The organism is Streptosporangium sp. G11 (assembly GCF_051192615.1).
GTDB lineage: Bacteria > Actinomycetota > Actinomycetes > Streptosporangiales > Streptosporangiaceae > Streptosporangium.
On sequence record NZ_JBPJUQ010000035.1, the window covers coordinates 74,090 to 100,510 of the forward strand.

22 protein-coding genes are annotated in these 26,421 nt (G+C 71.4%); 6 read left to right on the forward strand and 16 right to left on the reverse strand.

The window, feature by feature from the left end:
• Window positions 1-117: 117 nt before the first annotated feature.
• The 6 genes from ACSDR0_RS28340 to ACSDR0_RS28365 form a co-directional block, all read right to left on the reverse strand.
• On the reverse strand, window positions 118-546 hold the full coding sequence (locus ACSDR0_RS28340; RefSeq protein WP_435291940.1) for an RrF2 family transcriptional regulator: 429 nt from the start codon (window positions 544-546) through the stop codon (window positions 118-120).
• Between the two features lie 305 nt (window positions 547-851).
• Window positions 852-977 carry a hypothetical protein gene (locus tag ACSDR0_RS28345; RefSeq protein ID WP_435291941.1) on the reverse strand — a complete coding sequence of 42 codons (126 nt, stop codon included), beginning with the start codon at window positions 975-977 and terminating at the stop codon, window positions 852-854.
• Between the two features lie 69 nt (window positions 978-1,046).
• Window positions 1,047-1,886, reverse strand: coding sequence for an alpha/beta hydrolase (locus tag ACSDR0_RS28350; protein ID WP_435291942.1), 840 nt, complete (start codon window positions 1,884-1,886; stop codon window positions 1,047-1,049).
• The gene (locus tag ACSDR0_RS28355; protein ID WP_435291960.1) at window positions 1,870-2,295 is read right to left on the reverse strand and encodes an alpha/beta hydrolase fold domain-containing protein; all 426 of its coding nucleotides are present in this window, start codon (window positions 2,293-2,295) and stop codon (window positions 1,870-1,872) included. The genes ACSDR0_RS28350 and ACSDR0_RS28355 overlap by 17 nt, the downstream gene beginning before the upstream one ends.
• Window positions 2,296-4,404: 2,109 nt before the next feature.
• Window positions 4,405-5,340, reverse strand: a complete 936-nt coding sequence (locus tag ACSDR0_RS28360; RefSeq protein WP_435291961.1) for an MBL fold metallo-hydrolase — start codon at window positions 5,338-5,340, stop codon at window positions 4,405-4,407.
• Window positions 5,341-5,381: 41 nt separating this feature from the next.
• A complete protein-coding gene (locus tag ACSDR0_RS28365) occupies window positions 5,382-6,212 on the reverse strand; it encodes an NAD(P)H-binding protein (protein WP_435291943.1) in 831 nt (276 codons plus the stop codon).
• A 276-nt stretch (window positions 6,213-6,488) separates the two neighbouring features.
• Between ACSDR0_RS28365 and ACSDR0_RS28370 the strand changes: the two genes are divergently transcribed.
• The gene (locus ACSDR0_RS28370; protein ID WP_435291944.1) at window positions 6,489-7,094 is read left to right on the forward strand and encodes a TetR/AcrR family transcriptional regulator; all 606 of its coding nucleotides are present in this window, start codon (window positions 6,489-6,491) and stop codon (window positions 7,092-7,094) included.
• A 210-nt stretch (window positions 7,095-7,304) separates the two neighbouring features.
• On the opposite strand, the gene ACSDR0_RS28375 is transcribed toward ACSDR0_RS28370, so the two are convergent.
• The gene (locus ACSDR0_RS28375; protein WP_435291945.1) at window positions 7,305-8,141 is read right to left on the reverse strand and encodes an aldo/keto reductase; all 837 of its coding nucleotides are present in this window, start codon (window positions 8,139-8,141) and stop codon (window positions 7,305-7,307) included.
• A gap of 49 nt (window positions 8,142-8,190) precedes the next feature.
• Window positions 8,191-9,459, reverse strand: a complete 1,269-nt coding sequence (locus ACSDR0_RS28380; RefSeq protein WP_435291946.1) for an MFS transporter — start codon at window positions 9,457-9,459, stop codon at window positions 8,191-8,193.
• 95 nt (window positions 9,460-9,554) lie between these two features.
• On the opposite strand from ACSDR0_RS28380, the gene ACSDR0_RS28385 reads away from it, so the two are divergent.
• From ACSDR0_RS28385 to ACSDR0_RS28400, 4 genes are all read left to right on the forward strand, one after another.
• Entirely contained in the window at window positions 9,555-10,115 is a 561-nt protein-coding gene (locus tag ACSDR0_RS28385) for a TetR/AcrR family transcriptional regulator (protein ID WP_435291947.1), read from the forward strand.
• Window positions 10,116-10,333: 218 nt separating this feature from the next.
• A complete protein-coding gene (locus tag ACSDR0_RS28390) occupies window positions 10,334-11,413 on the forward strand; it encodes a hypothetical protein (RefSeq protein ID WP_435291948.1) in 1,080 nt (359 codons plus the stop codon).
• A gap of 440 nt (window positions 11,414-11,853) precedes the next feature.
• Window positions 11,854-13,203 carry a cation:proton antiporter gene (locus ACSDR0_RS28395; RefSeq protein WP_435291949.1) on the forward strand — a complete coding sequence of 450 codons (1,350 nt, stop codon included), beginning with the start codon at window positions 11,854-11,856 and terminating at the stop codon, window positions 13,201-13,203.
• 298 nt (window positions 13,204-13,501) lie between these two features.
• The gene (locus ACSDR0_RS28400; RefSeq protein ID WP_435291950.1) at window positions 13,502-15,352 is read left to right on the forward strand and encodes a pentapeptide repeat-containing protein; all 1,851 of its coding nucleotides are present in this window, start codon (window positions 13,502-13,504) and stop codon (window positions 15,350-15,352) included.
• A 162-nt stretch (window positions 15,353-15,514) separates the two neighbouring features.
• Here ACSDR0_RS28400 and ACSDR0_RS28405 read toward each other — a convergent pair whose 3' ends face one another.
• From ACSDR0_RS28405 to ACSDR0_RS28435, 7 genes are all read right to left on the reverse strand, one after another.
• Entirely contained in the window at window positions 15,515-16,183 is a 669-nt protein-coding gene (locus ACSDR0_RS28405; protein WP_435291951.1) for a response regulator, read from the reverse strand.
• Complete coding sequence (locus tag ACSDR0_RS28410) at window positions 16,180-18,741, reverse strand: DUF4118 domain-containing protein (RefSeq protein WP_435291952.1); 2,562 nt, start codon at window positions 18,739-18,741, stop codon at window positions 16,180-16,182. Before ACSDR0_RS28410 ends, ACSDR0_RS28405 begins: the two co-directional genes overlap by 4 nt.
• Before the next feature lie 141 nt (window positions 18,742-18,882).
• Window positions 18,883-19,740 (reverse strand): potassium-transporting ATPase subunit C, encoded by an 858-nt coding sequence (locus tag ACSDR0_RS28415; RefSeq protein ID WP_435291953.1) that lies wholly within the window; start codon window positions 19,738-19,740, stop codon window positions 18,883-18,885.
• On the reverse strand, window positions 19,741-21,873 hold the full coding sequence (gene kdpB / locus ACSDR0_RS28420; protein ID WP_435291954.1) for a potassium-transporting ATPase subunit KdpB: 2,133 nt from the start codon (window positions 21,871-21,873) through the stop codon (window positions 19,741-19,743).
• Complete coding sequence (kdpA, locus tag ACSDR0_RS28425) at window positions 21,873-23,534, reverse strand: potassium-transporting ATPase subunit KdpA (RefSeq protein ID WP_435291955.1); 1,662 nt, start codon at window positions 23,532-23,534, stop codon at window positions 21,873-21,875. The genes kdpB and kdpA overlap by 1 nt, the downstream gene beginning before the upstream one ends.
• Window positions 23,535-23,550: 16 nt before the next feature.
• Complete coding sequence (gene kdpF / locus ACSDR0_RS28430) at window positions 23,551-23,640, reverse strand: K(+)-transporting ATPase subunit F (protein ID WP_350811823.1); 90 nt, start codon at window positions 23,638-23,640, stop codon at window positions 23,551-23,553.
• Window positions 23,641-24,443: 803 nt separating this feature from the next.
• Window positions 24,444-25,085: a hypothetical protein gene (locus ACSDR0_RS28435; protein WP_435291956.1), complete on the reverse strand. Its 642-nt coding sequence runs from the start codon at window positions 25,083-25,085 to the stop codon at window positions 24,444-24,446.
• A 404-nt stretch (window positions 25,086-25,489) separates the two neighbouring features.
• Between ACSDR0_RS28435 and ACSDR0_RS28440 the strand changes: the two genes are divergently transcribed.
• Complete coding sequence (locus ACSDR0_RS28440; protein WP_435291957.1) at window positions 25,490-25,738, forward strand: hypothetical protein; 249 nt, start codon at window positions 25,490-25,492, stop codon at window positions 25,736-25,738.
• A gap of 63 nt (window positions 25,739-25,801) precedes the next feature.
• Here the strand turns inward: ACSDR0_RS28440 and ACSDR0_RS28445 are convergent, their stop codons facing one another.
• A complete protein-coding gene (locus ACSDR0_RS28445; protein ID WP_435291958.1) occupies window positions 25,802-26,263 on the reverse strand; it encodes a hypothetical protein in 462 nt (153 codons plus the stop codon).
• Window positions 26,264-26,421 lie beyond the last annotated feature (158 nt).

The window sequence follows — 26,421 nt, forward strand, 5'->3', positions numbered from 1 at the left end:
TTCCTGTTTTTCCTACTCTGTTGATAGGAATTATGGTGATTGAATGCCAAGGCGACGTCAAGTCACGTTTCGAGCAAGGCGTCTCAAGGTATGGGAATCTTCGTCCCACACCCGGCGTCAGGCCCTGCGCCGCCTGCCGGCCTCGGCCACCGGCGACAGGAGTGCGGCCAGGCTGACGGTGTCGACGATGGCGTTGACGGAGGTCTCGATGTTCAGCCACACGGTGCGCAGCCGTACCGCCTCTCCGAAGTAGGCCACGTCGCCGGTCGGCAGCCCCCTCACCGAGGTCAGCTCACCCGCGACGGCGCGCAGGACGTCTCCGACCGAGATGTCGACGGGCGACCGGGTGAGCGTGAAACCGCCCTCGTGACCCCGCTGGGCGAAGACGAGGTCGGCGCGGCGCAGGTCGGTCAGGATGCCGCGCAGGAAGCTCGCCGGGATCTCCTGCGCCTGGGCCATCGTCTCCGACTTGACCGGGGCGGGATCGCTCAGCGCGATGACCAGCATCGCTCTTATGGCGTAGTCGCTCCGGGCCGTGATGTGCATCCGAAAGTCCCCCCGACGGTGCGCCTCTGCCTCTGGCCGACGGCCCCATGCGGGCCTATCCCGATTAAATCTACTATCTCTATAGGTTAACCGTGAATTATTCTCACGGTCAGGCCTGCCCGCGAGAGCTCCGCTCATCCCTCCGGCCGCGCGGACGGGCCCGCGTCGGACGCCCCCGCGTCAGGGGTACGCGCTCCCGGGGCGCGCGCGTTCTCGCAGGTGGAGAGCCCGGACCGGTGCGGGAACGACCGGAGACGTTCGCCGTGAAGGGTGAAACCGGAGGGCCGGAACCGGCGCGGAGGCCGTCAGGGGCGTTCGCCGTGGAGGTGGAGGCGGCGCAGCAGCCGGGCGTTGAGGGCGACGACGACGGTGGAGGCGGACATCAGCGGGGCGCCGACGGCGGGACTGAGGGCGACGCCCGCCCAGGCCACGACCCCGGCCGCGGGTCGTACTTCCCCGGCCGCACGTCGTGTCCCCCGGCCGCTACGGAGGGCCGCCGGTCACAGGAAGCGCCGGACGAAGGCCAGGGCCGTGTCGGCGACCTCGCGCCAGCCGCTGTCGATGGTGAGCGAGTGCCCGCGGCCGGGGATCTCGACGATCTCGGTGACCGCCGCCTCGTTGCGCTTCTGCTTCTTGTAGGAGGCGTTGGCGATCGCCCACGGGACGGTGTTGTCCTTCTCCCCCGAGATGATCAGCAACGGGCCGCGCTCGGGACTCCTGCTGTTGACCTTGGTCTCGCTCCAGGGGTTGAAGTTCGCGGTGGCGGCCTGGAACAGCGGGGCGCCCGGGGCCGCGACGGAGAAGGTCTCGTACAGCTCCTTGGCCTCCTCCTCGGTGACGGCGTTGGCGAAGGCGTAGCGGAACTGCTCGTAGGTGAGCGGGACGGCGCGGTGGATGTTGGCCGGGTTGCCCAGCACGGGCACGGAGGCGCGCAGGGAGGAGACTGGCAGCGGCAGCACGCCGCGGAAGGGGGCGGGGTCGATCGCGACGGAGGCGGCAGACAGGCCGCGACCGGCCAGGATCTGCGCGAGCAGGCCGCCGAAGGAGTGGCCGACGACGGCGGGCCTGCGCTCCAGCTTGCCGATCAGCTCGGTCAGGTGGTCGGCGATCTGGCCCACGGTCTTGTGGGCGAAGACCTCGGGATGGGCCTTGGCCTCGGCCACGGTGTCGGGGTCGTCCGGCCAGCCGAGCGTCACCGGCGCGTAGCCCGCCTCGGCGAAGACGGTGGCCCACCGGTCCCAACTGCTGGGCAGCAGCCACAACCCGTGGACGAAGACGACCGGGGTCCGGCCGGAGGAGTTGGCCTGCTCGATCTGCTGGACGTCATGCGATACGGACATGCGTGGGGCTCCTTCTGTGATGGTCGTCGGTCAGGGCGAGCCCGGAACACGGGCCCGGAACACGGGCCCAGGATTGGGCGAGCACTCGGCGGAGGAAGGAAACGGCCTGGTCGACGGCCGCGTCGATGACCGGGCGGAACAGCACCTGCCCGGCGAGCGCGAGGTCGCCGCGCTCCTTGGCGGTCAGGGTGAGGAAGGCGGCCATGTCGCCCCCCATGGAGTCGCCGGCGACGCGCGCCGGGTCGAGCCGGTGCCGGGCACCTCGATCCTCGGGCTCCGCACCTCGTCCACCGTGTCGCGCCCCCGGCCGGGACCGAGGTCGAACGGGCGGGGCGGGTTCGCGGATGCCACCGCGAACGCCCGCGCGGCGGGTTCGAGAACAGGGCCACTCATGGATGTCCCTTTCCAGCCTGGTTCATGGGGTTTGGGAACGACACTAAAGCGACCGTCCGTTGCTGGCTCCGCGGGAGAGCTTCCGGCGCGGCAGCGCGAGGCCCTGTTGGGCGCCTTCGGCATGAGCGAGGCGAGCGCGCCCGAGTTCTTCCTGATCGCGCTCGCCGCGCTGAACCTGCTGGGCGAGGCGGCGGCGCGCGGGCCGCTGCTGGTGGTCGTCGACGACGTGCAGTGGCTCGACCGCCCCACCGTGGACGTGCTGGGGTTCGTGGCGCGGCGGGTGGGCTCGGAGCCCATCGTGCTGCTGATGGCGGTCCGCGACGGATACGCCATGAGCCTTGACGACTGCGGGCTGCCCGAACTGCGCCTGCGCGCACTGGAACCCGCGGCGGCGGAGGCGCTGCTGGACGCGCGGGCCCCGAGGCTCACGACCGGGACGCGCCGGCGGGTGCTGGCCGAGGCGGCCGGCAACCCGCTCGCGCTGGTCGAGCTCCCGCTGGGGCTGGAGACGGAACCGCTCGTGACGAAGGCGGAGTTCCTTCCGCTCACCGAGCGGCTGGAGCGGGCGTTCGCCGCGCGGATGGCCGAGCTGCCCGCCGCCACGCGGGCGCTGCTGCTGATCGCCGCCGCCGACGACGGTGAGTTCCTGGCGGACATGCTGATCGCCGCCGCGGCCGTCACCGGCGCGCCGGTGACGGCCGCGGCACTGTCCCCCGCCACCGAGGCGGGGCTGGTGAGGGCCGACGAGCGGACCTTACGGTTCAACCACCCCCTCATGCGGTCGGCGATCTACCAGGGGGCCGGACCTGCCGAGCGGCTGGCGGCGCACGCCGCGCTGGCCGAGGCGCACGCCGGGGATCCGGACCGCAGGGCCTGGCACCGGGCGGCGGCGATCACGCGCGGGGACAAGTCGATCGCCGCCGAGTTGGAGGCCGTGGCCGACCGGGCGCGCGGGCGCGGCGCGATCACGGTGGCGGTGGCCGCGTTGCAGCGGTCGGCGGAGCTCGGCGAGGATCCCGCGCTCCGGCGCGAGCGGTCCCTGCGCGCCGCCGAACTGGCCTTCGAGCTGGGTCGCCGCGACCTCGTCGCCGAGCTGCTCGGCCGGACGGAGCTCTCGCACCCGAACCCGTTGCAGCAGGCCCGGATGAGCTGGCTGCGCGAGATGCTCGAGGAGGGACCGGGCGAGGGGGCGTCTCGGGTGCGCGGGCTGGTCGAGACCGCCGAACGCGTCGAGGCGGCCGGCGACCGGGCCCTGGCCCTGAACTTCCTCCGGGCGGCGGCCATCCGTTGCTGGTGGACCGGTCCCGGCTGGGAGGTTCGCGAACCCGTCATCACCGCCGCCGAGCGGCTGTCCGCGACCGAGGACGATCCCGAACTGCTCCTCATCCTGGGCCTGGCGGGCCCGGCGGAACGCGGGGCGGCCGTCATCGAACGGCTGTCGAAGCTCCAGGACACCGGCGGCGACGCGGCGATCGCCCGGCTGCTCGGCCCGGCCGCGACCTCGGTGGGCGCCTTCGACCTGTCGACGGGTTTCCTCACCGCCTCGATCGCGGCCCTGCGCGCCCAGGGCAGGCTGGGGCTGCTCGCCCAGGCGCTGGTGAGCCAGGCCTACGCGGCGGTCCACAGCGAGGAGTGGACGGTGGCGATGCCCGCCGCCGAGGAGGCCGAGCGGGTCCTGGTCCCGATGGCCAACGGTTCCAGCCTCGCGCTGCTCCAGCTCGCCCGTGGCATGACCTCGCTCTGCGCGGGACGGCACGCCGAGGCGTACGCCCACCTGCGGCGGGTGTTCGAGCCCGGCGACCCGGCCCACCATCCGTTCATCCGCTGCTGGGCCGTCGGCGACCTGGTCGAGGCGGCGGTGGGCGCCGGCCACCCGGAGGCCGCCCGCGCGGCGGTGCGCGCCCTGGAGGAGGTGGCGGCGCTGACCCCCTCCCCGGTTCTCCACATCGGCATGCGCCCGGACCGGCCCGATGCCGGAGGAAGGCCGGGCACAGGCGGAGGGCTGACGTCCTCGCCCGTGACCGGACTCTCCCGTCGGTGCGCTCAAGCCGGACCGGGGTCGTCGAGCTCGACGCGCCACGATCGGCCTCGCGAGGCCCGCGCCGGCGCCCGTGAGGCCGGGCGGTCAGACGTCCCGGCAGGCAGGTGGGAGTTCGGCGGGATCCTCTTCGAGGAGTTCCCTGGCCACGCTTTTGACGTTCTCCTGCATCAAGGTGGGCAGGGAGGCGACCGACGGGTAGCCGGGATAGGCGCGGCCGAGGTCGGCGATGATCGACCTCTGCTCGTCCGGGCTGACCTTCCTGCCCGCGGGCGAGTCCGGCCGCACGGTGGGCCGCACGAGGCGGCGGAAGTCTTCAAGGTAGGTCCGTTGCCTTTCGATGAGATCGGCGGCGTCGCCGGGGGCTCCGTGCCCGGGGTAGAGGGTGCGGGCGTGCGGGAATCGGGTGCGAAGGCGGTCGAGGTCGGTCAGCCAGCCGCAGACGTGCCCTTCCAGCAGGGCGGGCGTGGCCCTGTTCGCGACGAGGTCGCCGGCGAAGAGGGCGCCGCTCCTCGGCTCGTAGTAGGCGGTCGCCGTCTCGGTCTCGCCGGGCCCGAACTCCGCGGTCTCCAGCCGGACGCCACCGACGTCGAGTGTGGCGCCGGGGGCGAAGGTGTGGTCCGGGTAGGTCAGCTCGGGGGCGTAGTCGGCGCCGGGCAGTTTCCGGGTGATCTCGTAGAAGTGGAGCGGATCCGCCCGCATCCAGGCCGCCGTCGCCTCGGACGAGTGGATGGGAGCGGCCGGGTAGGCGTCGTGGAGCACGCCGACGCCCCCGACGTGGTCGGGGTGGCCGTGGGTGATGAGGATCGCGGCGACGGGATCTCCGGTGCCCCGTATCGCCGCCAGCGCCCGGCGGGCGTCGGACAGTGAACGCTGGGCGTCGACGACGACGAGTCCTCGCGGGGTACGCAGCCAGAACGTGTTGACCGAGCCGGGATCGGCCGACGCGATCCGCCCGACGGCCGGGGCCGGCGAGGCGGACTCGCGGTCCCCGGCCGGGCCGGAGCAGCCCGCGAGGAGCATCGCGGCGCACAGGGCCGCGGTCAGGAACGCGATCGGCTTTCTCACTTGAACGCCTCCGCGTGCGCGAGCGCCCACTGCTCGAAGGAGCGCGCCGGCCGGCCGGTGATCTCCTGGACCGTCGGCAGCACCTGTGAGTCGTCGAACTCGCCGCCGACGAAGAACCGGAAGAACGCGTCCACGTACCTGGCGGGGACGGTCTCGCTCATCTCCGCCCTGGCCCGCGCGTCGGACTGTGGTTCGAAGCGCAGCGGCCGGCCGAGGACCTCGGCCAGGATCCGCACCCGGTCGGCCGGAAGGCCGGATTCCGGGCCGGTCAGCGCGTAGTCACGATGATGGTGGTCCGCCCGGGTGAGCACGGCCGCCGCGACCGCGGCGATGTCGTGCGGGTCGATGGCGGCGACCGGCACCCCGGCGAACGGGGCACGTACGACGTCACCGGCGCGAAGCTGCGCCCGCCACTCCAGCGCGTTGGACATGAAACCACTCGGCCGCAGCAGCGTCCACCCGATGCCGGAGGCGCGTACCGCGGCCTCCGAGGTCATGTGCATGCCCGCGACGGCGTTGTCGGCGTGGCCGCCCACCACCGAACGCGACGACAGCAACACGACGTGACCCACGTCCGCCGCGCGCATCGCGGCCAGCACCCCGGGCATGTCGTCGAACCCGCCCAGCAGGAACACGCCGTCCACACCGTCCAGCGCCTCGGACAAGGTCTCCGGCCGGTTCAGGTCGGCGGCGACCACCTCCACACCCGGCCGCGCCCGGGACCTCCACGGGCCACGGGCCAACGCCCGCACCGGCCGGCCGGCGTCGGCGAGCAGATCGACCAGCTCGCCGCCCACGTTGCCGCCGGCCCCCGTCACCAAGATCATTGCTGTTTCCTTCCGTCCGCTCCGACCGCGGGGATCGGCGGCGGGCGTCGGCCGCCACTCGCGCATCCGTGACGTCCAGGATCCGAACGATGACCGGCCCCGTCGCATCGATCGCGAATCCGGCCGGCACCGGGCATCCCGGCACGAGCCTCGCGGCCGAACCGTCCCCATCTCGTCGCGATCACACTCGCCCGCGCCGAGTCCCCGTTGTTAGGGAACGATCCCTAACAACGGTTTACACTAGGGGCACGTTCCCGACCGATCAAGGGGTTTCTCATGCGGCGCAACGCCGCCCAAACACGTGAGCACGTGCTCCAGATCGCCCACGACCTGTTCTACTGGCACGGCATCCGGGCCGTCGGCGTCGACAGGATCGCCGCCGAGGCGGGCGTCGCGCCCACCACCCTCTACCGGCTGTTCGCCTCCAAGGACGACCTGATCGCCGCGTACGTCGAACGCGCCGGCCGGCTGTACCGGGAATGGTTCGACGCCGTGGTCGCCGACGACGGCCGCGGCCCACGGGACCGAATCCTCGCGCTCTTCGACGCGCTCACCGAGCAGGTGCAACCCCAGCAGTGCCGCGGCTGCCCCTTCCTGATGGCCCTGGCCGAGATCCCCGATCGGGACCACCCCGCCCACCGGCACGCCGTCGGTACGAAAACCTGGGTCCGTGTCCGCCTGGGCGAACTCACCGCCGCCACGGGAGCCGACAACCCGGCCGAACTCGCCGACCAGCTCGCCCTCACCATGGAGGGCGTGTACGCCTCCGTCCAGGCGCTCGGTGAAAGAGGACCCGCCAGGCGCGCCAGGGCGCTGGCCGAGCTTCTCCTCTCCGCGTCAGGGGGTTCCGGGCCGGCCACGCCCACCTCGGGCCGAACCTGACCCGGCGGCCGACGCATGCCCGCCCCGCTCCGGGGGGCGGGTCGCGTCTCCGGCGATGCCGCCCTTCGCCCGCCGCGGCGTCGAACGCGTCATGGCCGGCGTGGAGACCGGGCTCGGCGCCGCGCGCCGTTCCGCCGGACGACTTCCCGCAGGAGGCCGGTGGCCGACCGTTCGGAGCCGCTCTCGGCGGCCTCGCCCCTGCCGAGAAGGTCAGTGGCCGACCGTGTCGGAGTCGGTCGCGGCGGCCTCGCCCTGGTCGAGGGAGGACAGCTCCGCGACCTCCTCCGGGGCGAGGGTGAAGCCGAAGATGTCGGCGTTGGCCCTCATCCGCTCGGGGCTGGCCGACTTCGGCACGGTGATCAGGCCGAGCTCGATGTGCCAGCGCAGCACGATCTGGGCGGGGGTCCTGCCGTGCCGCTCGGCCACGGCCGTGACGACCGGATGGCCCAGCAGGTCACCTCCCTGCCCGATGGGGCTCCAGGACTGGGTGGCGATCCCGTGCACGGCGTCGTAGGCGCGGGGCTCGTCGCGGGTGAAGAACGGGTTGAGCTGGATCTGGTTCACGTCGGGCACCACGCCGGTCTCGTCCAGCAGCCGGTCGATGTGGGCCGGCTTGAAGTTCGACACGCCGATCGCCCGCACGCGGCCGTCCCGCAGCAGCTTGACCAGGCCCTTCCACGCCTCCACGTAGCGGTCCTTGCGCGGCAGCGGCCAGTGGATCAGGTAGAGGTCGGCGTAGTCGAGGCCGAGCCGGTCCAGGCTGGCCTGGTACGCCTCCTGCGCGGCGTCGTATCCGTGCCACTCGCCGTTCAGCTTGGTGGTGACGAACAGCTCCTCCCTCGGCACGCCACTCGCCCGCAGCCCGCGCCCCACCCCGGTCTCGTTGCCGTACGCGTAGGCGGTGTCCACCAGCCGGTAGCCCATCTCGACGGCGCCCGCCACCGCGACCTCCGCCTCCTCGTCCGACATGGGCCAGGTGCCCAGACCGACCTGCGGGATGTCCGCGCCGTTGACCAGCTTCACCGTTGGAATGTCCAGAACAGTCATGACCGACAGCCTTCCACGCCGAGCCCGGACGGCCGCCGCCGGGGCGAGGTCATGCCGTGCGCGCCGCCTCGGGGAGGCGGTCGCGGACGAGGAACGTCCCCGCCAGGGCCGCCATGGCCAGGACGGCGAGGACGATCCCGTAGTACGTGGTGATCTCGGTGAGGGGCAGGTGGCCCGCGACGATCCCGGCGACGGTGGCGGGGATGCTCATGGCGAGGTAGCTGACGATGAAGAAGGCGGCCATCAGCCCGGCCCGCTCGTGCGGGGCCGCGGCCGGGAGCAGGACGCGCGCGGCGCCCTGGAAGCCCGCGCCGAAGCCCAGCCCGGCGACGACCGTACCTCCGAAGAAGAGCACCCCCGAGCCGGTGTTCACGCCGAGCAGGGTCACGACCACCCCGAGGGCGAGGAGCACGGCGGCCACCCGCATGGCGCGCGGGGCGGGGACCGCCCGCAGGGCGAGGATCGCGACGGTTCCGCTGAAGGTCAGCGCGAAGACGAGCAGACCGCCCACCACGACCGACCCCGAGCCGGTGACGCCGCGCGCCAGGGACGGCCCCAGGGACAGGTAGAACCCGCCGAGCGCCCACCCGGCCACGGTGATCGGGGTGACCATCAGCAGGACCCGGCGCGCCCCCGCGGGCACGCTGACGTGCGGGCGCAGCGAGGCCAGCGCGCCTGCCCGGCGGCTGACGGACTCGGGCAGGAGGAGGATCGCGACGCCCTGCAGCACGAACGCGACGATCAGGACGACGAACACCGTCCGCGTCGGCGCGGGCAGGTACTGCACGAGCAGGCTCGACCCCAGGCCGCCCACCGCCAGGCCCAGGGCGGGGGTCACGCTGTTGACCAGCGGGCCGCGTGTCCGGTCGGCGTCCAGCAGGCCCGCTCCCAGCGCCCCGGTCGCGGCGCCGGTGGCGAAGCCCTGCAGGACACGCGCGACCACCAGGGCGGGCACCCCGTCGGCGTAGGCGAAGACGGCCATCGCGACCGTTTCGAGCGCCACCGCCCCGAGGATCACCGGACGGCGCCCGACGTGGTCCGACAGGGAGCCCACGGTGAGCAGGGCCACCAGCAGGCTGACCGCGTAGACGGCGAAGACCGCGGTCAGGACGCCGGGAGAGAAGCCCCAGTGACCCTGGTACACGGCGTACAGCGGGGTGGGCGCGCTGGCGGCGGCCATGAACGTCGTCAGGGTCGTCGCCAGGAGCACCAGGGTCGCGCCGGCCCCCGGCCGGCCCTGGCGGGCGGGCAACGTCGAAGCCGCTGGAGACGTCGCGGTGGACGTCTCAGTGGACGTCTCGGGGGACACGGTGGGCATCGAGGGACTCCTGGAGCTTTAAAGCAAAGGATTTGCGTTAGCAACGTACACACCTAGGACCACTGAAGCAAATATTTTGCGTTAAGCTCGGTTGCATGGGTACGAGGCAGGCGGTACGCACCGGGGGCCGGAGCGCGCGGGTGCAGCAGGCCGTCCACGAGGCGGTACGGGATCTCCTGGCCGAGCGCGACCGTGCCGACCTGACCGTGCCGCTCGTCGCCGCCCGCGCGGGCGTGACCCCCTCGACCGTCTACCGCAGGTGGGGTGACCTGCAGGAGCTGCTGGCCGACGTCGCCCTCGAGTACATGCGGCCCGACGGCCCGCCGACCGACCTCGGGAATCTGCGGGACGACCTCGCGGCCTGGGCCGAGGAGTGGCTGGAGGAGATGTCCTCTCCCACCGGGCGCGCGTTCGCCCGCGACGTGGTCGCCGGCGACGACGACGGCAGGAGCACCGGGCAGTGCTGCGCGTACGCCAGCAACCGCATCAAGGCCATCCTCACCCGCGCCGCCGGGCGCGGCGAGGAGGTGCCCACGCTGGACGCGGTGCGAGACCACGTGCTCGCGCCGATGACGTACCGGGTCCTGTTCATGTGCGACTCCCTCGCGCCCGGCTACGGCCGCGCCCTGGTCGACACCCTGCTGGACCCCCGATGACGGTTGAGTAGGGGTCTACTCAGGTGTCCCGGCCCCGCACGGCCCATCATCGCCGTACCGGGCGAGGGAGCGGTTCACGACAGGGGCTCCGTTCATGACGAGGGGTTCGTGACATGGGCCGGCCGTGACACGGGCCGTTCACGACGAGGTACGACCCCCATGAGGCGCGTCCCGTCCCGGTGGAGAACCAGCATCCTCTCCCCGGTAAGGAAGTGATCATGGAGGAGGCGCCCACGCTGCGCGTGCGGCTGGAGAAGAGGGCCGCGGGCGAGCACAGGGTGATCCTGGAGGTGCCGCACCGGGACCCGGGGCTGCGGTGGAGCGCGTCCTGGCCCGCCCGGCTGTTCGGCGTACCGGACGAGACGACGCCGGCCGGCGAGCTCCCCGAGGACGGGTTCACCGTGCCGGGCGAGGTCCTGCGGGCGATCGGCGAGGCCCTGGGGGCGGGCGAGGGCGGCGGGGACCTCGCGCTCCGGCTCGACATCCGGCATCCGCACGGCCACCTGCACCTGCTTCCCTGGGAACGGCTGCTGTCGGAGTCGCTGGCCAGGCCCGTCCTGCGCACGCCGTACCTCACACCGCGCCCGCCGGCGCCCGGCGGCGGCCTGCGGGTGGTGCTCTGCGCGGGCGGTCCCGTGTTCGCGCCGGACCTGGCGGACATCGCCGAGCAGTGGCACGACGTCGGCCACCGGGTGGGCGTGCACGTGTTCACCGGCCGGGAAAGCGCGGGGCGGATGCGCGGGCTCGTGGCGCGCCGTCCCGGCATCGTGGTCCACGACCCCCCGGTGGCCCTGGCCCCGCGTCCCGGTGACCCGTGGCTCAACTGGATCGGTGCGGTCCTGGCGGGAGGGTCCGCGGACGTGGTCCACCTCGTGGGCCCCGGCAGGCTCACCGGTGGCCGCGGCGAGCTGGTGTTCCCCGGCTCCCCCGCGGGCGACGGCGTGGCACGCACGCTGGACGGGACGCGGCTCGCCCGGTTCGTCGGCGACGTGGGCGCCTGGTTCCTGGCCATGACGTCGCCACCGTCCGCCGGTTCCCCCACCGGGCTCGTCGAGCTGGCCGACACCGTCGCCCGGACGCGGCCCGCGACGGTGCTGGTGCACGACCTCGGCCTGGACCGCACCGGCGAGTTCCCCGGCGTCCTGAAGATGCTCTTCCAGGGCGACGCTCCCGGCGGGCCCACCCCCGCCGTCACCTGCTGGGCGCCTCGCGCGGACCGCGAGGTCGCGACCCGGCCCGCGGAGACGGGCGACGGGCACCCGGCACCGCTCCACTCCGCGGCCCGGCGAGGGGCCTGAGCGCGCGTCGCCCCCGCCCCGGCCGCGGCGCGATCCCCACTCCGGCGGCGCCGAGCGTCCCGCTTTCCCCGGCCTCCGGCGACGCCGGGAACAGCGCCGAAGGCCCCTGTTTTCCCGGCTTCCGGCGACGCCGGAGGTCCCTGTTTCCCCGACCCCCAGCGATGCCGGGAATAGGGTCGGGTGTCCCGTTTTTCCCCGGCCTCCGGTGACGCCGGAGCGGCTCCGCGCCTCCCGGTTTTCCTAACCCCCGCCGATATCCGCAGGTGAAACGCGGTTGACCCTGTGATGTCCCTCACAAAACATGTGGCACACGTGCCAACGCATATTTTGGGTAACTCTTCAAGGATTGATAGCTGATCTTCGTTTTGTCAGGCTCTACGCCGTACCGTCCTGACTGGGGAGACAGGGCGGTGCCTTGTGAGAGACCGAAGGGGTCTGTCGTGCTCGTCCCGCTCGCGGCGCCGGTGGCGCCGATCGCCGCCCATCAACTACTGATCTTCTTACTCCAGGTAGGGCTGCTCCTGCTGCTCGCCCTCGTCTTCGGCCGCCTCGCCAGGCGGCTCGGCATGCCCGCCGTCGTCGGCGAGCTGTTCGTCGGCGTGCTCCTGGGCCCGTCGTTCCTCGCGCACGTCGCGCCGGACCTGTCCACCTGGCTGTTCCCGCAGGACAGCGCCCAGTTCCACCTGCTCGACGCGGTCGGGCAGATCGGCGTGCTGCTGCTCGTCGGCATCACCGGCATCCACATGGACATGGGGCTGATCCGGCGCCGGGGCGCCACGGCCGCCGGTGTCAGCATCGGCGGGCTGCTGGTACCGCTCGCGTTCGGCATCGGCGCGGGCTTCCTGCTCCCGGCCACGCTCGTTCCCGCCGGAACGGAGACACTGGTCTTCGCGCTCTTCCTCGGCGTCGCGATGTGCGTCAGCGCCATCCCCGTCATCGCCAAGACCCTCATGGACATGGGGCTGCTCCACCGCAACGTCGGGCAGCTCACACTGGCCGCGGGCATGATCGACGACGCGTTCGGCTGGTTCATGCTGTCGATCGTGTCGGCCATGGCCACCACCGGCCTGCGAGCCGGGAACGTGCTGATCTCGCTCGCCTGCCTGCTGGCGGTCGTGGTCTTCGCGCTCACCGTGGGCCGCCCGCTGGTACGGCACGCGTTCCGGCTCACCTCCCGGAACGAGGAGGACCCCGGCTCCTCCGTCGCGACCGCGGCCGTGCTGCTCCTGCTCGCCGCGGCCGCCACGCACGCGATGGGCCTGGAGGCCGTCTTCGGCGCCTTCGTGTGCGGCATCCTGATCGGCTCCGCGAGCGGCGTCGACCCGGCCCGGCTCGCCCCGCTGCGCACGGTGGTGCTCTCCGGCTTCGCGCCGATCTTCTTCGCCACCGCGGGGCTGCGCATGGACCTGACGTCCCTGACCGACCCGATGGTCCTGCTCGCCGGGCTCGGCATCCTGGCCGTGGCGATCATCGGCAAGTTCGTCGGGGCGTACGCCGGAGCGCGCGCCAGCAAGCTCAACCGGTGGGAGGCCCTGGCACTGGGCGCGGGGCTCAACGCGCGGGGTGTGATCGAGGTGGTCGTGGCCATGGTGGGCCTGCGGCTGGGCATCCTCAGCGTCGAGGTCTACACGATCATCGTGCTGGTGGCGATCGTGACCTCGCTCATGGCGCCGCCGATCCTGCGCTGGGCCATGGCCAGGGTGGAGCAGACCGCGGAGGAGGAACTGCGCGAGACCGAGCAGCTCGCCTGGTCGAAGCAGTCCCAGACGAACGCCTCGGAACCGCTGTAGTGCCGTCGCGGTACCGCGAATCGCGGTACCGCGATTCGCGCGGGAGAGGAGCCGGGCGGGAAGGGCCGGGGTGAAAGGCGGTCCGCGTTACGGCGGGAGAGGGGCCCGAGCAAAAAAGCGGTTCGCAAGCGGGCCGCAACCGGACCCTCCTATAAAGGGTCGCGTTCCCGTATGGTCCCTCGGGCGGGCCCCTCCCCTCGGGGTGTCACCCGCACCGGTCTATCCACGAACTTCCCGCCCGGCTCTCTCTCCCCCGCCGGGCGGGTCCGCGCGCCTCGGGGGAGACAGTGAGAGAGACATGTCCAGCCTTACCCGCCTGCTCGCCGGGGTCGTCATCCTGCCGGCCGCCCTGCTGGCCGCCCCCGCGGCGTCGGCCCACGCCGTACAGGACACATACGCCGTACAAGACACGCACGCCGTACAGAAAACCCAGACGGCCCAGGAAACCCGGGCCGCGCGGGACATCCGGGCGACGGGGAGCGCCAGGGCCGGGTGCAGGCCCGGCAGCGGTCCCAAGCTGGCCGGCAGGGACCTCACCCGGGTCACGCTGCCCGCCGACCTGTCCTGCGCCGACCTGCGGAAGGCCAGGCTGGACGGCGTGATCGTGCGCAGCCTCCTCACCGGGGCCGACCTGCGGGGCGCCTCGCTCAAGGGCGCCCGCCTCGGGAACGCCGAGATGGCCGGGGCCAAACTGCGCGGGGCCGACCTGTCGGAGGCGGAGCTGTACTACGCGAACCTGCGCGGCGCCGACCTGCGCGGGGCGACCATGGACGACTCGCTGCCCTACAACGCGCACTTCGAGGGTGCCGACCTGAGCGGGGCCACCATGGTGCGCGCCAAGACGTACGCGGCCCAGTTCGACGACGCGAAGCTGGTCGGTGTCGACCTGACCGACGCGGACGCCTACAACGCGGACATGCGCCGGGCCGACCTCACCGGCCTCAAGGCGCCCAAGGCCCGCCTGTACAACTCCACGCTGATCAAGACCGTGTTCCGGGACGCCGACCTGCGGGGCGCGCAGCTGCGCGGGTCGGTGATGGACGGTGCGACCTTCCAGGGCGCCGATCTCGGCGGGGCCGAACTGCGCGACGCCACGGGCGCGCGGCTGGCGGGCAGCAAGGGGATGCCCAAGGACCTGCCGACCCCCGACCCGGCGTGCGAGCGGGGCAGCGGGCAGAAGTACGCGGGCTGGGACCTGACCTCGGTCACCGAGTTCCCCAGAGACCTGAGCTGCGCCGACCTGACCGGCGCCAAGCTGGACGGGGTCGACCTGGGCAGCGTCAAGCTGGACCGGGCGATCCTGCGCGACGTCTCGGCCACCGGGGCCACGATCCGCTACCTCAAGGGCGCCGACCTGCGCGGCGCGCGCCTGGAGCGCGCCAAGCTCGGCAGCGCCGAGCTGATGGGGGCCGACCTGACGGGGGCGCGCATGGCGAGGGCGGAGCTCCGCAGCGCCAAGCTGGCCGGGGCGAACCTGTCGAAGGCGGACCTGTCGGGGGCGGAGTTCGGCAGCGCCGACCTGACGGAGGCCAGGCTGGGCGGCGCCGACCTGCGCGACGCGGAGTTCGGCAGTGCCAGGGCCGACCACGCCGACTTCACCGGCGCCAAAATGGAGCGGGCCGACCTGAGCAGCGGCAAGTTCCAGGGCGCGGTCTTCCGCGGGGCGACGCTGACCGACGCCGACCTGAGGTACACCGAGCTGCGAGGCGCCGTCTTCGCCGACGCCGAGGTCACCGGCATGAAGACCGACCGCGCCAAGGACGCCGACCTGTCGGGGTCGTCCAGCCGGCTGGCGATCGGGTGGGTGATCTTCCTTTCCCTGGTGGGCCTGGTCGCGTTCTGGGTGCTATTCAAGACGGTCGCGCGCGGGCGGCGGCGCGGGAGGGCCGCCAAGCTGGAGGCGGCCGCGCGGGCGGCCCTCCTGGAGAGGAGCAGGCGGACGCAGGAGGAGAACGTCACGCGGCTGGGCGAGGAGATCGACCGCCTGGCCGACGGGGGCGAGGGCGGCGACGACGTCAACTGGCACCGGGCCCTGGACGCCTACGACGCGGCCAAGAACGCCCTGGCCGCCGCCCGCGACATCGACGAGGTCAAGGCCGTCGACCTCATCGTGGCCCGGGGGCGCGACGCCCTGAGGGGACGCCGGTAGGAACCGGCGCCTCCGTCGTGCGCGAGGGCCGGAGGGGACACCGCGGGGATCGGGCCCGGGAATCCAGCACGGGGATCGAGCACGGGCTCACCTCGCGGGTGCCCGGAACGAACCCGCCGAACCCACCGAACCCGCCGGGCTCGTCAGGGCTCGCCGGGCCCGTCAGGGCTGGAAGCGGTACCCCATGCCCGGCTCGGTGAGCAGGTGGACCGGGCGGGCCGGGTCCCGTTCCAGTTTCTTGCGCATCTGGGCCATGTACTGGCGCAGGTAGTGGGTCTCCCCGAGGTACTTGGCACCCCAGACCTCCGTCAGCAGATGCCGCTGGGTGATGAGCTTGCCGGGGTTGCGGACCAGGATCTCCAGCAGGTGCCACTCGGTGGGCGTCAGCCGTACGCCACCGGAGACGGTCTTGTCGACCAGGTCCACGACCCGGTCGCCGATGCGGATCTCGGCGAGTTCCGCGTCGTGCAGCGCGGTGCGCCGGGAGACGGCCCGGATGCGGGCGAGGAGCTCGTCGATGCCGAACGGCTTGGTGACGTAGTCGTCGGCCCCGGCGTCCAGCGCGTCGACCTTGTCGGATCCTCCCGTACGGCCGGAGAGGACGATGATCGGGACGGTGGTCCAGCCGCGCAGGCCGTGGATGACGTCGATCCCGTCGAGGTCGGGCAGGCCGAGGTCGAGCACGACCAGGTCGGGATGCCAGTCGGCGGCCTGCCGCAGTGCCCCGCCGCCGTCGGGGGCCACGGCCACGTCGTAGTGGCGCGCGGCGAGGTTGATGCGCAGGGCGCGCAGGAGCTGGGGCTCGTCGTCGACGACGAGGACGCGGGTCATGGCCGTCCCGCCGCGGGATGTGCGCGCGAGCGGGAGGAAACGGGAAGTGTCAGGATCATGGTGAGACCACCTCCTGGTGTCTCGTCCGGTAGCAGGGTGCCGGCCATCGCCTCGGCGAGCCCTCGGGAGAGGGCGAGGCCCAGGCCGACGCCGGTGTGGTTGTCGCGGTCACCGAGCCGCTGGAAAGGCATGAAGACCCGGTCGTAGGCGTCGGGCGGGATGCCCGTGCCGCGGTCGACGACGCGGATCTCCACGTGGTCGCCGTACGCGCCGGCCATGACGAGGACCTTCCGGTCCTCGGGGCTGTAGCGGACGGCGTTGGACATGAGGTTGACCAGGATCCGTTCCAGCAGCGCCTGATCGGCGACGACCTCGGGCAGGTCGGCGGAGAGGTCCACCTCGATCCGGTGGGACAGGTGGCCGAGGTCGTCGACGGCGCGCGGCACGATCTCCTCGATCGCGGTCGCCTCCAGCCGCAGCCCGAGCACCCCCGCCTGCAGGCGGCTCATGTCGAGCAGGTTGGCGACGAGGCGGTCCAGCTTGGCCAGGGACTCGTCGGCGGTGGCGAGCAGTTCCTCCCTGTCCTGCGGCGACCAGTCGATGCCGGTGTTGCGCAGGCTCTCCACGGCGGCCTTGGCCGAGGCGAGCGGGGTACGCAGGTCGTGGCTGACGGCGGCGAGCAGCGCGGTGCGCATCCTGTCGGCCTCGGCCAGCGGCCTGGCCTGCTCCGCCTCCTCCTCCAGCCGATCCTGCCGCAGCGCCACCGCCGCCTCAGCGGCGAACGCCTCCAGCACCCGCCGGTCGGACGCCTCCAGCAATCTGCCCCGGATGGCCAGGGCCAGCCGCTCGTCGATGACCACGTCGGTGTCCGCGCCCCCCGGGCAGGTGCAGGGCGCCTCACCGGCGGTGGCCACGATCCGCCACGCCTCGGGGTTGGACTGGTCGTCGGGGCCCGGATCGCCGGTGCGTTCCAGCAGGGTGACCGAGGCCAGCCCGAAGGTCTCCCTCAGCCGGGCGAGCAGCGAGGCGAGCGCGTGCTCGCCGCGGAGCACGTGCCCGGCCAGGGTGGAGAGGACCTCCGCCTCGGCGCGGGCGCGGGCCGCCTCCCGGGTACGGCGGGCGGCGACGTCCACGACCGCGCTCACCATGACGGCCACCAGCACGTAGACGCTCAGCGCGAACAGGTTCTCCGGATCGGCGATGGTGAAGCGGTCGACCGGCGCCGTGAAGAAGTAGTTGAGCAGCAGGAAGCCGAGCACGGCGGCGGTGACTGCGGGCCACATGCCGCCGACCAGGGCGACCACGACCACCATGAGCAGGAAGAGCAGTATGTCGGTCGGCAGGTTCACGTCGCTGCGGAAGGGATACAGCGCCATCGTCAGCAGCGGCAGCCCGAGGATCGCGAGACCCCAGCCCGCCGCCCGCCGGGTGCGGGTCAGCGCGGCCCGCGACGGGGCGTGGTCACGTCCCCTCTTGACCTCGTCATGGGTGATCATGTGGACGTCGATGGACCCGGACCGCGCGGTGGTGGTCACCCCGACCCCCCGGGAGAGGACCTGGGCGAACCGGCCGCGCCGGGAGGCCCCCAGCACCAGCTGGGTGGCGTTGACGCCGCGCGCGAAGTCGAGCAGGGCGCTCGGGACGTCGTCGCCGACGACCTGGTGGTAGGTGCCGCCCATGTCCTCCACCAGCGTGCGCTGCCGGGCCATGCTCGCGGGGTCGGCTCCGGCCAGGCCGTCGGCGCGCGTGACGTGCACGGCCAGCAGGTCGGCACCCTTGCTCCTGTCCGCGATCCTGGCGGCCCGCCGCACCAGCGTGTCGCCCTCCGGGCCGCCGGTCAGCGCGACCACGACGCGCTCGCGCGCCTCCCAGGTGCCGTCGATGCCGTGCTCGGCGCGGTAGCGGTCGAGCTGGTCGTCGACCTTGCCCGCCACCCACAGCAGCGCCAGCTCGCGCAGCGCGGTCAGGTTGCCGACCCTGAAGTAGTTCGACAGCGCCGCGTCGACCTTCTCCGGCGCGTACACGTTGCCGTGGGCCATCCGCCGCCGCAGCGCCTCCGGGGCCATGTCCACCAGCTCCACCTGGTCGGCGCGGCGGACCACCTCGTCGGGCACCGTCTCGCGCTGGACCACCCCGGTGATCTCCTCGACCACGTCGTTGAGCGACTCCAGATGCTGGATGTTGACGGTGGAGACGACGTCGATGCCCGCGTCGAGGATCTCCTCGACGTCCTGCCAGCGCTTGGCGTTGCGCGAGCCCGGCACGTTGGTGTGGGCCAGCTCGTCGATCAGGGCGACCCTGGGCCTCCTGGCGATGACGGCGTCCACGTCCAGCTCGGTGAACACGCTCCCGCGGTGGACCATGCTCCTGCGCGGGACGATCTCCATCCCGTCGAGCAGCTCCGCCGTGCGGGAACGGCCGTGGGTCTCGACGAGGCCCACGACGACGTCGGTGCCTCTCGCGAGACGGCGTCGGCCCTCGCACAGCATCGCGTACGTCTTGCCGACACCCGGGGCGGCTCCGAGATAGATGCGCAGCCGCCCTCGCCCCTTGCTCACCGGTTACCTCCTTCGGACTTCCACTTCGAGAACTTCGAGAACTGCGAGAGCTTCGGGGGTTCGGGGGTTCGGAGGGTGCGAGGGGGCGGGACCTTCAGGGGCGGGCGCGGCACGGTGCCGCGCCCGCCCCGGCGGGGGACGTCATCCCCTGTCGAGGGCCAGGTTGAGTTCGAGGACGTTCACCGCGGGTTCGCCCATGAAGCCGAGGGGGCGGCCGGTGGTGTTCGCCGCGATCAGCCGCCTCACCGTCTCCACGGGCAGGCCGCGCTCCCTGGCCACCCGGGCCGCCTGGAGGTCGGCGTACGCGACGGAGATGTCCGGGTCGAGGCCCGAGCCGCTGGCGGTGACCGCGTCGGCGGGCACCACGGCCTCGGCTGTACCGCGGACCGGGACGGTGCGACCGGCCGCGTAGTCCTCGCCGGGCCTGCCGCACTCGACCCTGACACCGCGGTACTCGGCGACGAACGGGGCCGCCGGGCAGGCCTGGTTGACGCTGACGGCCCGGGTGGGGGTGCCGACGGCGGGAAAGACCTTCAGCACGGCGCCGACCCCGTCGGGCGTGCAGTACGGCCTGGCGCCGCTGACCCCCTCCAGCTCCCCGACGGCCCTGGACCTGGCGCAGACCTGGGTGAGCAGGCTCTGCCTGCCTTCCCCGTCCTCCGTCCCGGGGACGGGCAGGACGTCCACGACGTCCTCGGGCCCGAGGTTGCTCGCGGCGGTGGAGAGCATGTCGTAGCCGTCACCGGCCGCCGACGGCCTGCTCTGGAAGTACCTGCCGACCGGCCTGCCGTCGGCGTCGGTGAAGCTCTGGCCGACGATCGCGCTGCCCACGTCCCTGCCGTCCTTCTGGACGATGGAGCCGTTGGCCCCGCCGTTGAACACGGCCTGGGCGACGCCGGTGACCACCAGCGGGTAGACGGCCCCGGTCACCAGGGTCAGGACGAGCAGCGCGCGGAGCGCGGCGAGATGCTGGCGGATCCAGCTAGGCATGCGTTCCATTTAAGACATCCCCGGAAGGAACTGGATGAGAAGGTCTATCAGCTTGATGCCGACGAAGGGCACGACGATGCCGCCCAGACCGTAGACGTAGAGGTTGCGGCTGAGCAGCTTCGACGCGCTGGAGGGGCGGTAGCGCACGCCGCGCAGGGCGAGCGGGATCAGCGCCACGATGATGACCGCGTTGAAGACGACCGCGGACAGGATCGCCGACTGCGGGCTGGACAGGCGCATGACGTTCAGCGCGTCCAGGCCCGGGTAGACCGCCGCGAACATCGCGGGAATGATCGCGAAGTACTTGGCGACGTCGTTGGCGATCGAGAAGGTCGTCAGCGCGCCGCGGGTGATGAGCAGCTGCTTGCCGATCTCGACGATCTCGATGAGCTTGGTCGGGTTGGAGTCGAGGTCGACCATGTTGCCGGCCTCCTTGGCGGCCGAGGTGCCGGTGTTCATCGCCACCCCGACGTCGGCCTGCGCGAGCGCGGGCGCGTCATTGGTGCCGTCGCCGGTCATGGCGACCAGCCTGCCGCCCTCCTGCTCCGATCTGATCAGGGCGAGCTTGTCCTCGGGCGTGGCCTCGGCGAGGAAGTCGTCCACGCCCGCCTCGTCGGCGATGGCCTTGGCCGTCAGCGGGTTGTCGCCCGTGATCATGACGGTGCGGATGCCCATCCTGCGCATCTCGTCGAAGCGCTCGCGCATGCCCTGCTTGACGACGTCCTTGAGGTGGACGACGCCCAGGACACGCGCCTTGCCCTCGACGACCTCCCCGACGACCAGCGGGGTGCCACCGGAGCCGGAGACGGCGTCGACGATGCTCCCCACCTCGTCGGTGGGGTGGCCGCCGTGCTCGCGCACCCACTTCATGACGGCGGTGGCGGCGCCCTTGCGGATCCGGCGGCCGTCGAGGTCGACGCCGCTCATCCGGGTCTGCGCGGTGAACCCGATCCACTCGGCGTGGACGAGCTCTCCGGGCCCGCGCTCCCTCAGGCCGTACGCCTGCTTGGCGTAGACCACGATGGAGCGGCCCTCGGGGGTCTCGTCGGCGAGGCTGGCCAGCTGCGCGGCCGTCGCCAGCTCGCCGGCGGAGACGCCGGTGGCGGTCAGGAACTCCGACGCCTGCCGGTTGCCAAGCGTGATGGTGCCGGTCTTGTCCAGCAGCAGGGTGTTGACGTCTCCGGCGGCCTCGACCGCGCGGCCGCTCATCGCGAGGACGTTGCGCTGGACCAGCCGGTCCATGCCCGCGATGCCGATCGCCGACAGCAGCGCCCCGATGGTGGTCGGGATGAGGCAGACCAGCAGCGCGACCAGCACGACGCCGGTGACGCCGTCCCCGGTCAGGGCCAGCGAGTCCGGTACGCCGGGGTTCTGGGCCTTGGCGTAGATCGCCAGCGGCTGCATGGTCGCGGTGGCGACCAGGAAGATGATCGTCAGGGCGGCCAGCAGGATGTTGAGGGCGATCTCGTTGGGGGTCTTCTGCCGGTTCGCGCCCTCGACCAGGGCGATCATCCGGTCGATGAAGCTCTCGCCGGGCCGCTGGGTGATCTGGACGACGATCCGGTCGCTCAGCACCTTCGTGCCGCCGGTCACCGCCGACCTGTCGCCGCCAGACTCGCGGATAACCGGGGCGGACTCGCCGGTGATGGCCGACTCGTCCACCGAGGCGATGCCGTCGACCACGTCGCCGTCACCGGGGATGATCTCCCCGGCCTCCACGACAACGAAGTCCCCCGGCAGCAGTTCGGGGGCTCCGACGACGTCCCACTCGGTGGAGTCGCGTCCGCGCAGCCGCCGCGCCGTGGTGTCGCGCTTGGCGGCGCGCAGCGTGGCCGCCTGGGCCTTGCCGCGCCCCTCGGCGACGGCCTCGGCCAGGTTGGCGAAGATCACCGTCAGCCAGAGCCACACCACGGTGGCCCAGGCGAAGAACGACGGGGTGAGCACGGCGAGCACCGTGGTGAAGGCCGCGCCGATCTCGACGATCAGCATCACCGGGTTGCGCCAGAGCGTGGCCGGGTTGAGCTTCCTCACCGCCTCGGGCAGCGAGGTGACCAGCTGCCGGGGGTCGAGGAGGCCGCCGCCCACCTTGCCGTCCTTCGGAGCGGGGGTACGGCCCGGCGCTTCGAGCGTCTGGGTGGGCATCACTGGATTCCTTCCGCGAGCGGGCCGAGCGCCAGGGCGGGCAGGAAGGTCAGCGCGACGAGGATCACCGTCACGCCGACGACCATGCCGACGAACTGCGGGCGGTGCGTGGGCAGCGTGCCCGCCGAGACGGGCACCGGTGCCTGCCTGGCCAGGGATCCGGCCAGGGCGAGAACGAAGATGATCGGCAGGAACCGGCCGAAGGCCATGCACAGGCCGAGGGCCACGTCGTACCACGGCGTGTTGACGGTGATGCCGCCGAACGCGGATCCGTTGTTGTTGGACGCGCTGGTGAAGGCGTACAGCACCTCGGAGAAGCCGTGCGGGCCGCTGTTGAGCATGCTCGCCCGCTGTTCGGCCGAGCCCATCGACAATGCCGTGCCGGTCAGCACGAGCAGCGGCGTGACCAGGAAGTACATCGCGGCGAACTTGATCTCGCGGGAGCCGATCCTCTTGCCCAGGTACTCGGGCGTGCGGCCGACCATGAGCCCGGCCACGAAGACCGTGATCACGGCGAGGACGAGCATGCCGTACAGGCCCGCGCCCGCGCCGCCGGGGGCGACCTCGCCGAGCATCATGTTGAACATCGTGAGCATGCCGCCGAGCGCGGTGAACGAGTCGTGGAAGGAGTTGACCGCCCCGGTGGAGGTGAGCGTGGTGGCTGCGGCGAAGGTGCCGGAGTTGGGCACGCCGAAGCGCACGTCCTTGCCCTCCATCGCCGCGCCCACCGCCTGCGGGACCGTACCGCCGTGGGCGATCTCCAGCCCGGTCAGCAGCGCGACGCTCGCCAGCGCCAGGGTCCCCATGATCGCGACGATCGCGTAGCCCTGCCGGGTGTCGCCGACCATGCGGCCGAACGTGCGGGGCAGCGCGAACGGGATCAGGAAGATCGCGAAGATCTCGACCCAGTTGGTCCAGGCGGTGGCGTTCTCGAACGGGTGGGCCGAGTTCGTGTTGTAGAACCCGCCGCCGTTGTTGCCCAGCTCCTTGATGATCTCCTGGCTGGCCACCGGACCGCCGGTGATCGCCTGGGTGCCGCCGGTCAGGGTGGTCACCTCGTGCGGGGAGGCGAAGTTCTGGATCAGGCCGCCCGCCAGCAGCACGACCGCGCCGACGAGGGCGAGCGGCAGCAGGACGCGGACGGTGCCGCGGACCAGGTCCACCCAGAAGTTGCCGAGTTCCTCGGTCCTCCTGCGCGCGAAGCCGCGGACCAGCGCGATCGCCACCGCCATGCCCACCGCGGCGGACACGAAGTTCTGCACCGCCAGGCCGGACATCTGCACCAGGTGGCCCATGGTCGACTCGCCTGAGTACGCCTGCCAGTTGGTGTTGGTGACGAAGCTGACGGCGGTGTTCCAGGCGACGTGGTCGGGCACCGGGGCGAAGCCCAGTGACAAAAACAGCCTGTCCTGCAGCCGCTGCAGCCCGTAGAGGAGCAGAACGGAGATCGCCGAGAACGCCAGCAGGGCGCGGGCGTAGACGCCCCACCTCTGCTCGGTGTCCGGCCGGACACCGACGAGCCGGTAGATCACCCGCTCGACGGCGAGGTGCCTCGTACCGGTGTAGACGCGATACATATAGTCGCCCAGCGGCCGGTGGACCAGCGCGAGGGCGACGACGAGGGATCCGATGAACAGGATCCCGGCCATGGTCGAGGACATCAGGGGCACTCCCTCATCAGAAGCGCTCCGGGAAGAGCAGGGCCGCGACCATGAAGATCACCAAGCCGACGACCACGACCAGACCGGTGGCGTTCACGGCACTCACAACCGTTCCACCGCCCTGACGACCAGCCCGAGGATCACGAAAATCGCGACCGTCAGGGCGACGAAGATGACGTCTGCCATCCCCACTCCTCGAATCCGGGATTTGTCCGCCACCACCCGACGGGTGGGGCATACGTAAGGAAACCGCCCTTTTTCCCGCTTTCTGCACGCCTTGACGGGTTCCATACGCCCCGGCCCCGAGGCTTGACGGGGCACATACGGCCCGGCCGGCAAGCCCGACGCCTCCTCCGCGCGAGATCACGAACCCGGCCGCCAGGCTTGCTCGACTGCCCGACTGCTCCCGCGGCGGCCTCTGAGCCGCCGCCCACCCCGGCCGCCAGGCTGCCTGTTCCACTGCCTGACCACCCGCCAGAGCTACCGAGAACACACCGCATTCCCCACCCCTCCAGCAGCCCAGCAGCCCGCAGCGGCCCAAGGCTGAGCCACACCACCTGATCGCCGTTACCGCTGGAGGCTTCGCAGTCCCCAGTCCCCAGACCCCCGGGCGCCGGAGCAACCACCGACGCGCACCCCACCGTGCCTACAACCCGCCGACCGCGTCGGCGGCCACTCCGGACCGACTTGACGCACCCCGCCCATCGGATGTCTCAGCCCGAGCCCACCGGGCAGCGTGGCCGACCGCGGTTCATCCTGGCAGGATTTCAAGATCTGGACTATGCGCGAGTTGCCCCGCTGAACAAGGACAAGGCAGCACTCGAAGCGCCAGGTCGGAGCGTCGCGAAAGCCAAGAAGCGCCATCCACTTTTAATCCGTTAGGAGTTTAGGCAAGTCGGCGGAAGACCGTTAACGGCGTTCGGGCAGCAGTTCACCCACCGGCGCGACGGTGTGCGTTCCGCTGCTCGTGCAGTGCCACACGGCGATCTCGTTCTCCAGCTCGGCGCGCAGGCCCCGGTCGTGCACCGGGCAGGCGGGCCACATCTTCCACGTCGCCTCCACGACCACATCCTGGGTGGCGTCGGCTACGTACTGGAGCACTCCTTGGGCGTCGCCCCCTCCGGGCCCGAGGCCGTTGCCATGGCGAATGCCCTGGAACTCGACCCATGCCAGGCCCATGGAGTCCCGGTCGGGCAGGACCATCCGAAGCGTCCCGGTGATCCCCGCAGCGCGGACGTCACGATCCACGACCTTCAGCGCCTCCTCCAGCGGCACCAAGAGGCCCGGTTCCAGAGCGAAGGTCGGCCCGAAGCCGACGTCGTCGAGAAGAGCCTTGCCCAGCCGGGCCAGGTCGGCGGCCGTCAGCTCGACGGCGGGGCGTTCGAGGAGTTCCCGCGTGACAGCGGTGGACACGTCCCACTCCTCTGTCAGGCAGGCCAGCTCGACGAGGGGTTCGGCGTCGAGACCACCGTCACGCAACGCCGTGTAGATGCGGGCACTCAACTCGTCGACAGCCTGCTCGAGGTCATCGGCCTGCTCGTAGGGACGCATGCCACAGTGTCTCCTGCCCCCCGAATCCCGGTAAGCGAGATTTCACCCATCATCGATGGATATCCGATGGCCCCTGACGTCATCATTCCTTCCGCCGGGACGAACAGGAAGGTCAAGCGGGAGAAGACATGGCGGCGGTCTCAACGAAGTCTCGAAAAGCTTCCAACATCTCACCGAGATTCAAGGGTCCACATGCGCCTTTAAAGTGGCTGCCATCGCTCTAGAGCCGTACCCGGTCATCCTCTGTGTGATCTATTACAAGGCGTTCCAGCGAGGTCCGACAGAGGCGTGTCCATGAGATCGATCTCCACGGACCATGAGTCGCCCCGGGTTCGGTGGAGACTTTGATGTACCCCGGCTTCTTCTACCAGTCCCTCATCCGCTAACACGGCCCCATCCGGTGGATGACCCTGACCACCTCCCGCATCGTCTACGAAGACGAACGCGCCCGCCTGGGCATGGACTACGCCGAAGCGATCCTCATCATCCGCCGCACCATGGCCCACGCCAACGGCCACCCCATCGAGGTCACCGAGGTCAAAGCCCCCGCCAACCGCTACGAGATCGGCTACAGCGCCGAACTGGCCGACGACACCAGCGCGGTATTCACCCCGCAAGAACTCGCCGACAACGGCATCGCCCTCATGATCTAGAAACCTACCGAAGGTGGCTTCCTCGCCACCCAGGCCTGACAGGCGTTCAGGTTGTCAGCAAGGCTAAGTGGACACGCTCACGTGGTAATCGCCCTTCGCCTTTGGAGGGAACCAAACCGACAGATTGACTTGAGAGCCCTCGATGTCCTTCACCACGCAGTCCTCACCGTCAGAGAACTCCTCACTGGAGACGACGACTTTCCAACCCTGTTGAAGGGCAATGGCGCGATAGTAAGACTGGACATTTTCCAGAGTTTGCTGTTGTGCCGAGCGATAAGAACGACTCACGGATGCGAAATAATCGTCGGTGTCGCAGCTGAAGTCGCGCTCCCCGCGCGGGACGGCCCCAGGCGGGCGTGCGTCCAGGATGTCGAATGACGCCAAGGCTTTGTCGATGATGTTGTATTCCTCACCGCACTTGCTCCGATTCCCCATTACATAGGAGAACGCAGGGAAAGTGACGACGCCAATCACTGTGAGAAACGCGAAGACCACCGCCAGTACCGCCAAGTACGTCTTCTTCATGATCTCTAACATAGCCGGTCTTGATGGCGCAGATGGTGAGACCGGTATTAGAGACTGACCCGTAGGACATGCATGATCATGGTGTCAGGGCTCAGGACCCGTGCGACAGATCCGGCTCGGGAGGCGGGTGACACTCCGGCTGGATGATCTGTTGCTCT

Coding starts and splice junctions, on each gene's coding strand:
- ACSDR0_RS28380 (WP_435291946.1), bottom strand. CDS start 9,459: ATGCCCACCGTGTCCCCCGAGACGTCCACTGAGACGTCCACCGCGACG.
- ACSDR0_RS28375 (WP_435291945.1), bottom strand. CDS start 8,141: ATGACTGTTCTGGACATTCCAACGGTGAAGCTGGTCAACGGCGCGGAC.
- ACSDR0_RS28360 (WP_435291961.1), bottom strand. CDS start 5,340: ATGCTCCTCGCGGGCTGCTCCGGCCCGGCCGGGGACCGCGAGTCCGCC.
- ACSDR0_RS28370 (WP_435291944.1), top strand. CDS start 6,489: ATGCGGCGCAACGCCGCCCAAACACGTGAGCACGTGCTCCAGATCGCC.
- ACSDR0_RS28415 (WP_435291953.1), bottom strand. CDS start 19,740: ATGGAACGCATGCCTAGCTGGATCCGCCAGCATCTCGCCGCGCTCCGC.
- ACSDR0_RS28440 (WP_435291957.1), top strand. CDS start 25,490: ATGACCCTGACCACCTCCCGCATCGTCTACGAAGACGAACGCGCCCGC.
- ACSDR0_RS28405 (WP_435291951.1), bottom strand. CDS start 16,183: ATGACCCGCGTCCTCGTCGTCGACGACGAGCCCCAGCTCCTGCGCGCC.
- kdpA (WP_435291955.1), bottom strand. CDS start 23,534: ATGTCCTCGACCATGGCCGGGATCCTGTTCATCGGATCCCTCGTCGTC.
- ACSDR0_RS28445 (WP_435291958.1), bottom strand. CDS start 26,263: ATGAAGAAGACGTACTTGGCGGTACTGGCGGTGGTCTTCGCGTTTCTC.
- ACSDR0_RS28435 (WP_435291956.1), bottom strand. CDS start 25,085: ATGCGTCCCTACGAGCAGGCCGATGACCTCGAGCAGGCTGTCGACGAG.
- ACSDR0_RS28350 (WP_435291942.1), bottom strand. CDS start 1,886: ATGTCCGTATCGCATGACGTCCAGCAGATCGAGCAGGCCAACTCCTCC.
- ACSDR0_RS28390 (WP_435291948.1), top strand. CDS start 10,334: ATGGAGGAGGCGCCCACGCTGCGCGTGCGGCTGGAGAAGAGGGCCGCG.
- ACSDR0_RS28400 (WP_435291950.1), top strand. CDS start 13,502: ATGTCCAGCCTTACCCGCCTGCTCGCCGGGGTCGTCATCCTGCCGGCC.
- ACSDR0_RS28340 (WP_435291940.1), bottom strand. CDS start 546: ATGCACATCACGGCCCGGAGCGACTACGCCATAAGAGCGATGCTGGTC.
- ACSDR0_RS28365 (WP_435291943.1), bottom strand. CDS start 6,212: ATGATCTTGGTGACGGGGGCCGGCGGCAACGTGGGCGGCGAGCTGGTC.
- kdpB (WP_435291954.1), bottom strand. CDS start 21,873: ATGCCCACCCAGACGCTCGAAGCGCCGGGCCGTACCCCCGCTCCGAAG.
- ACSDR0_RS28385 (WP_435291947.1), top strand. CDS start 9,555: ATGGGTACGAGGCAGGCGGTACGCACCGGGGGCCGGAGCGCGCGGGTG.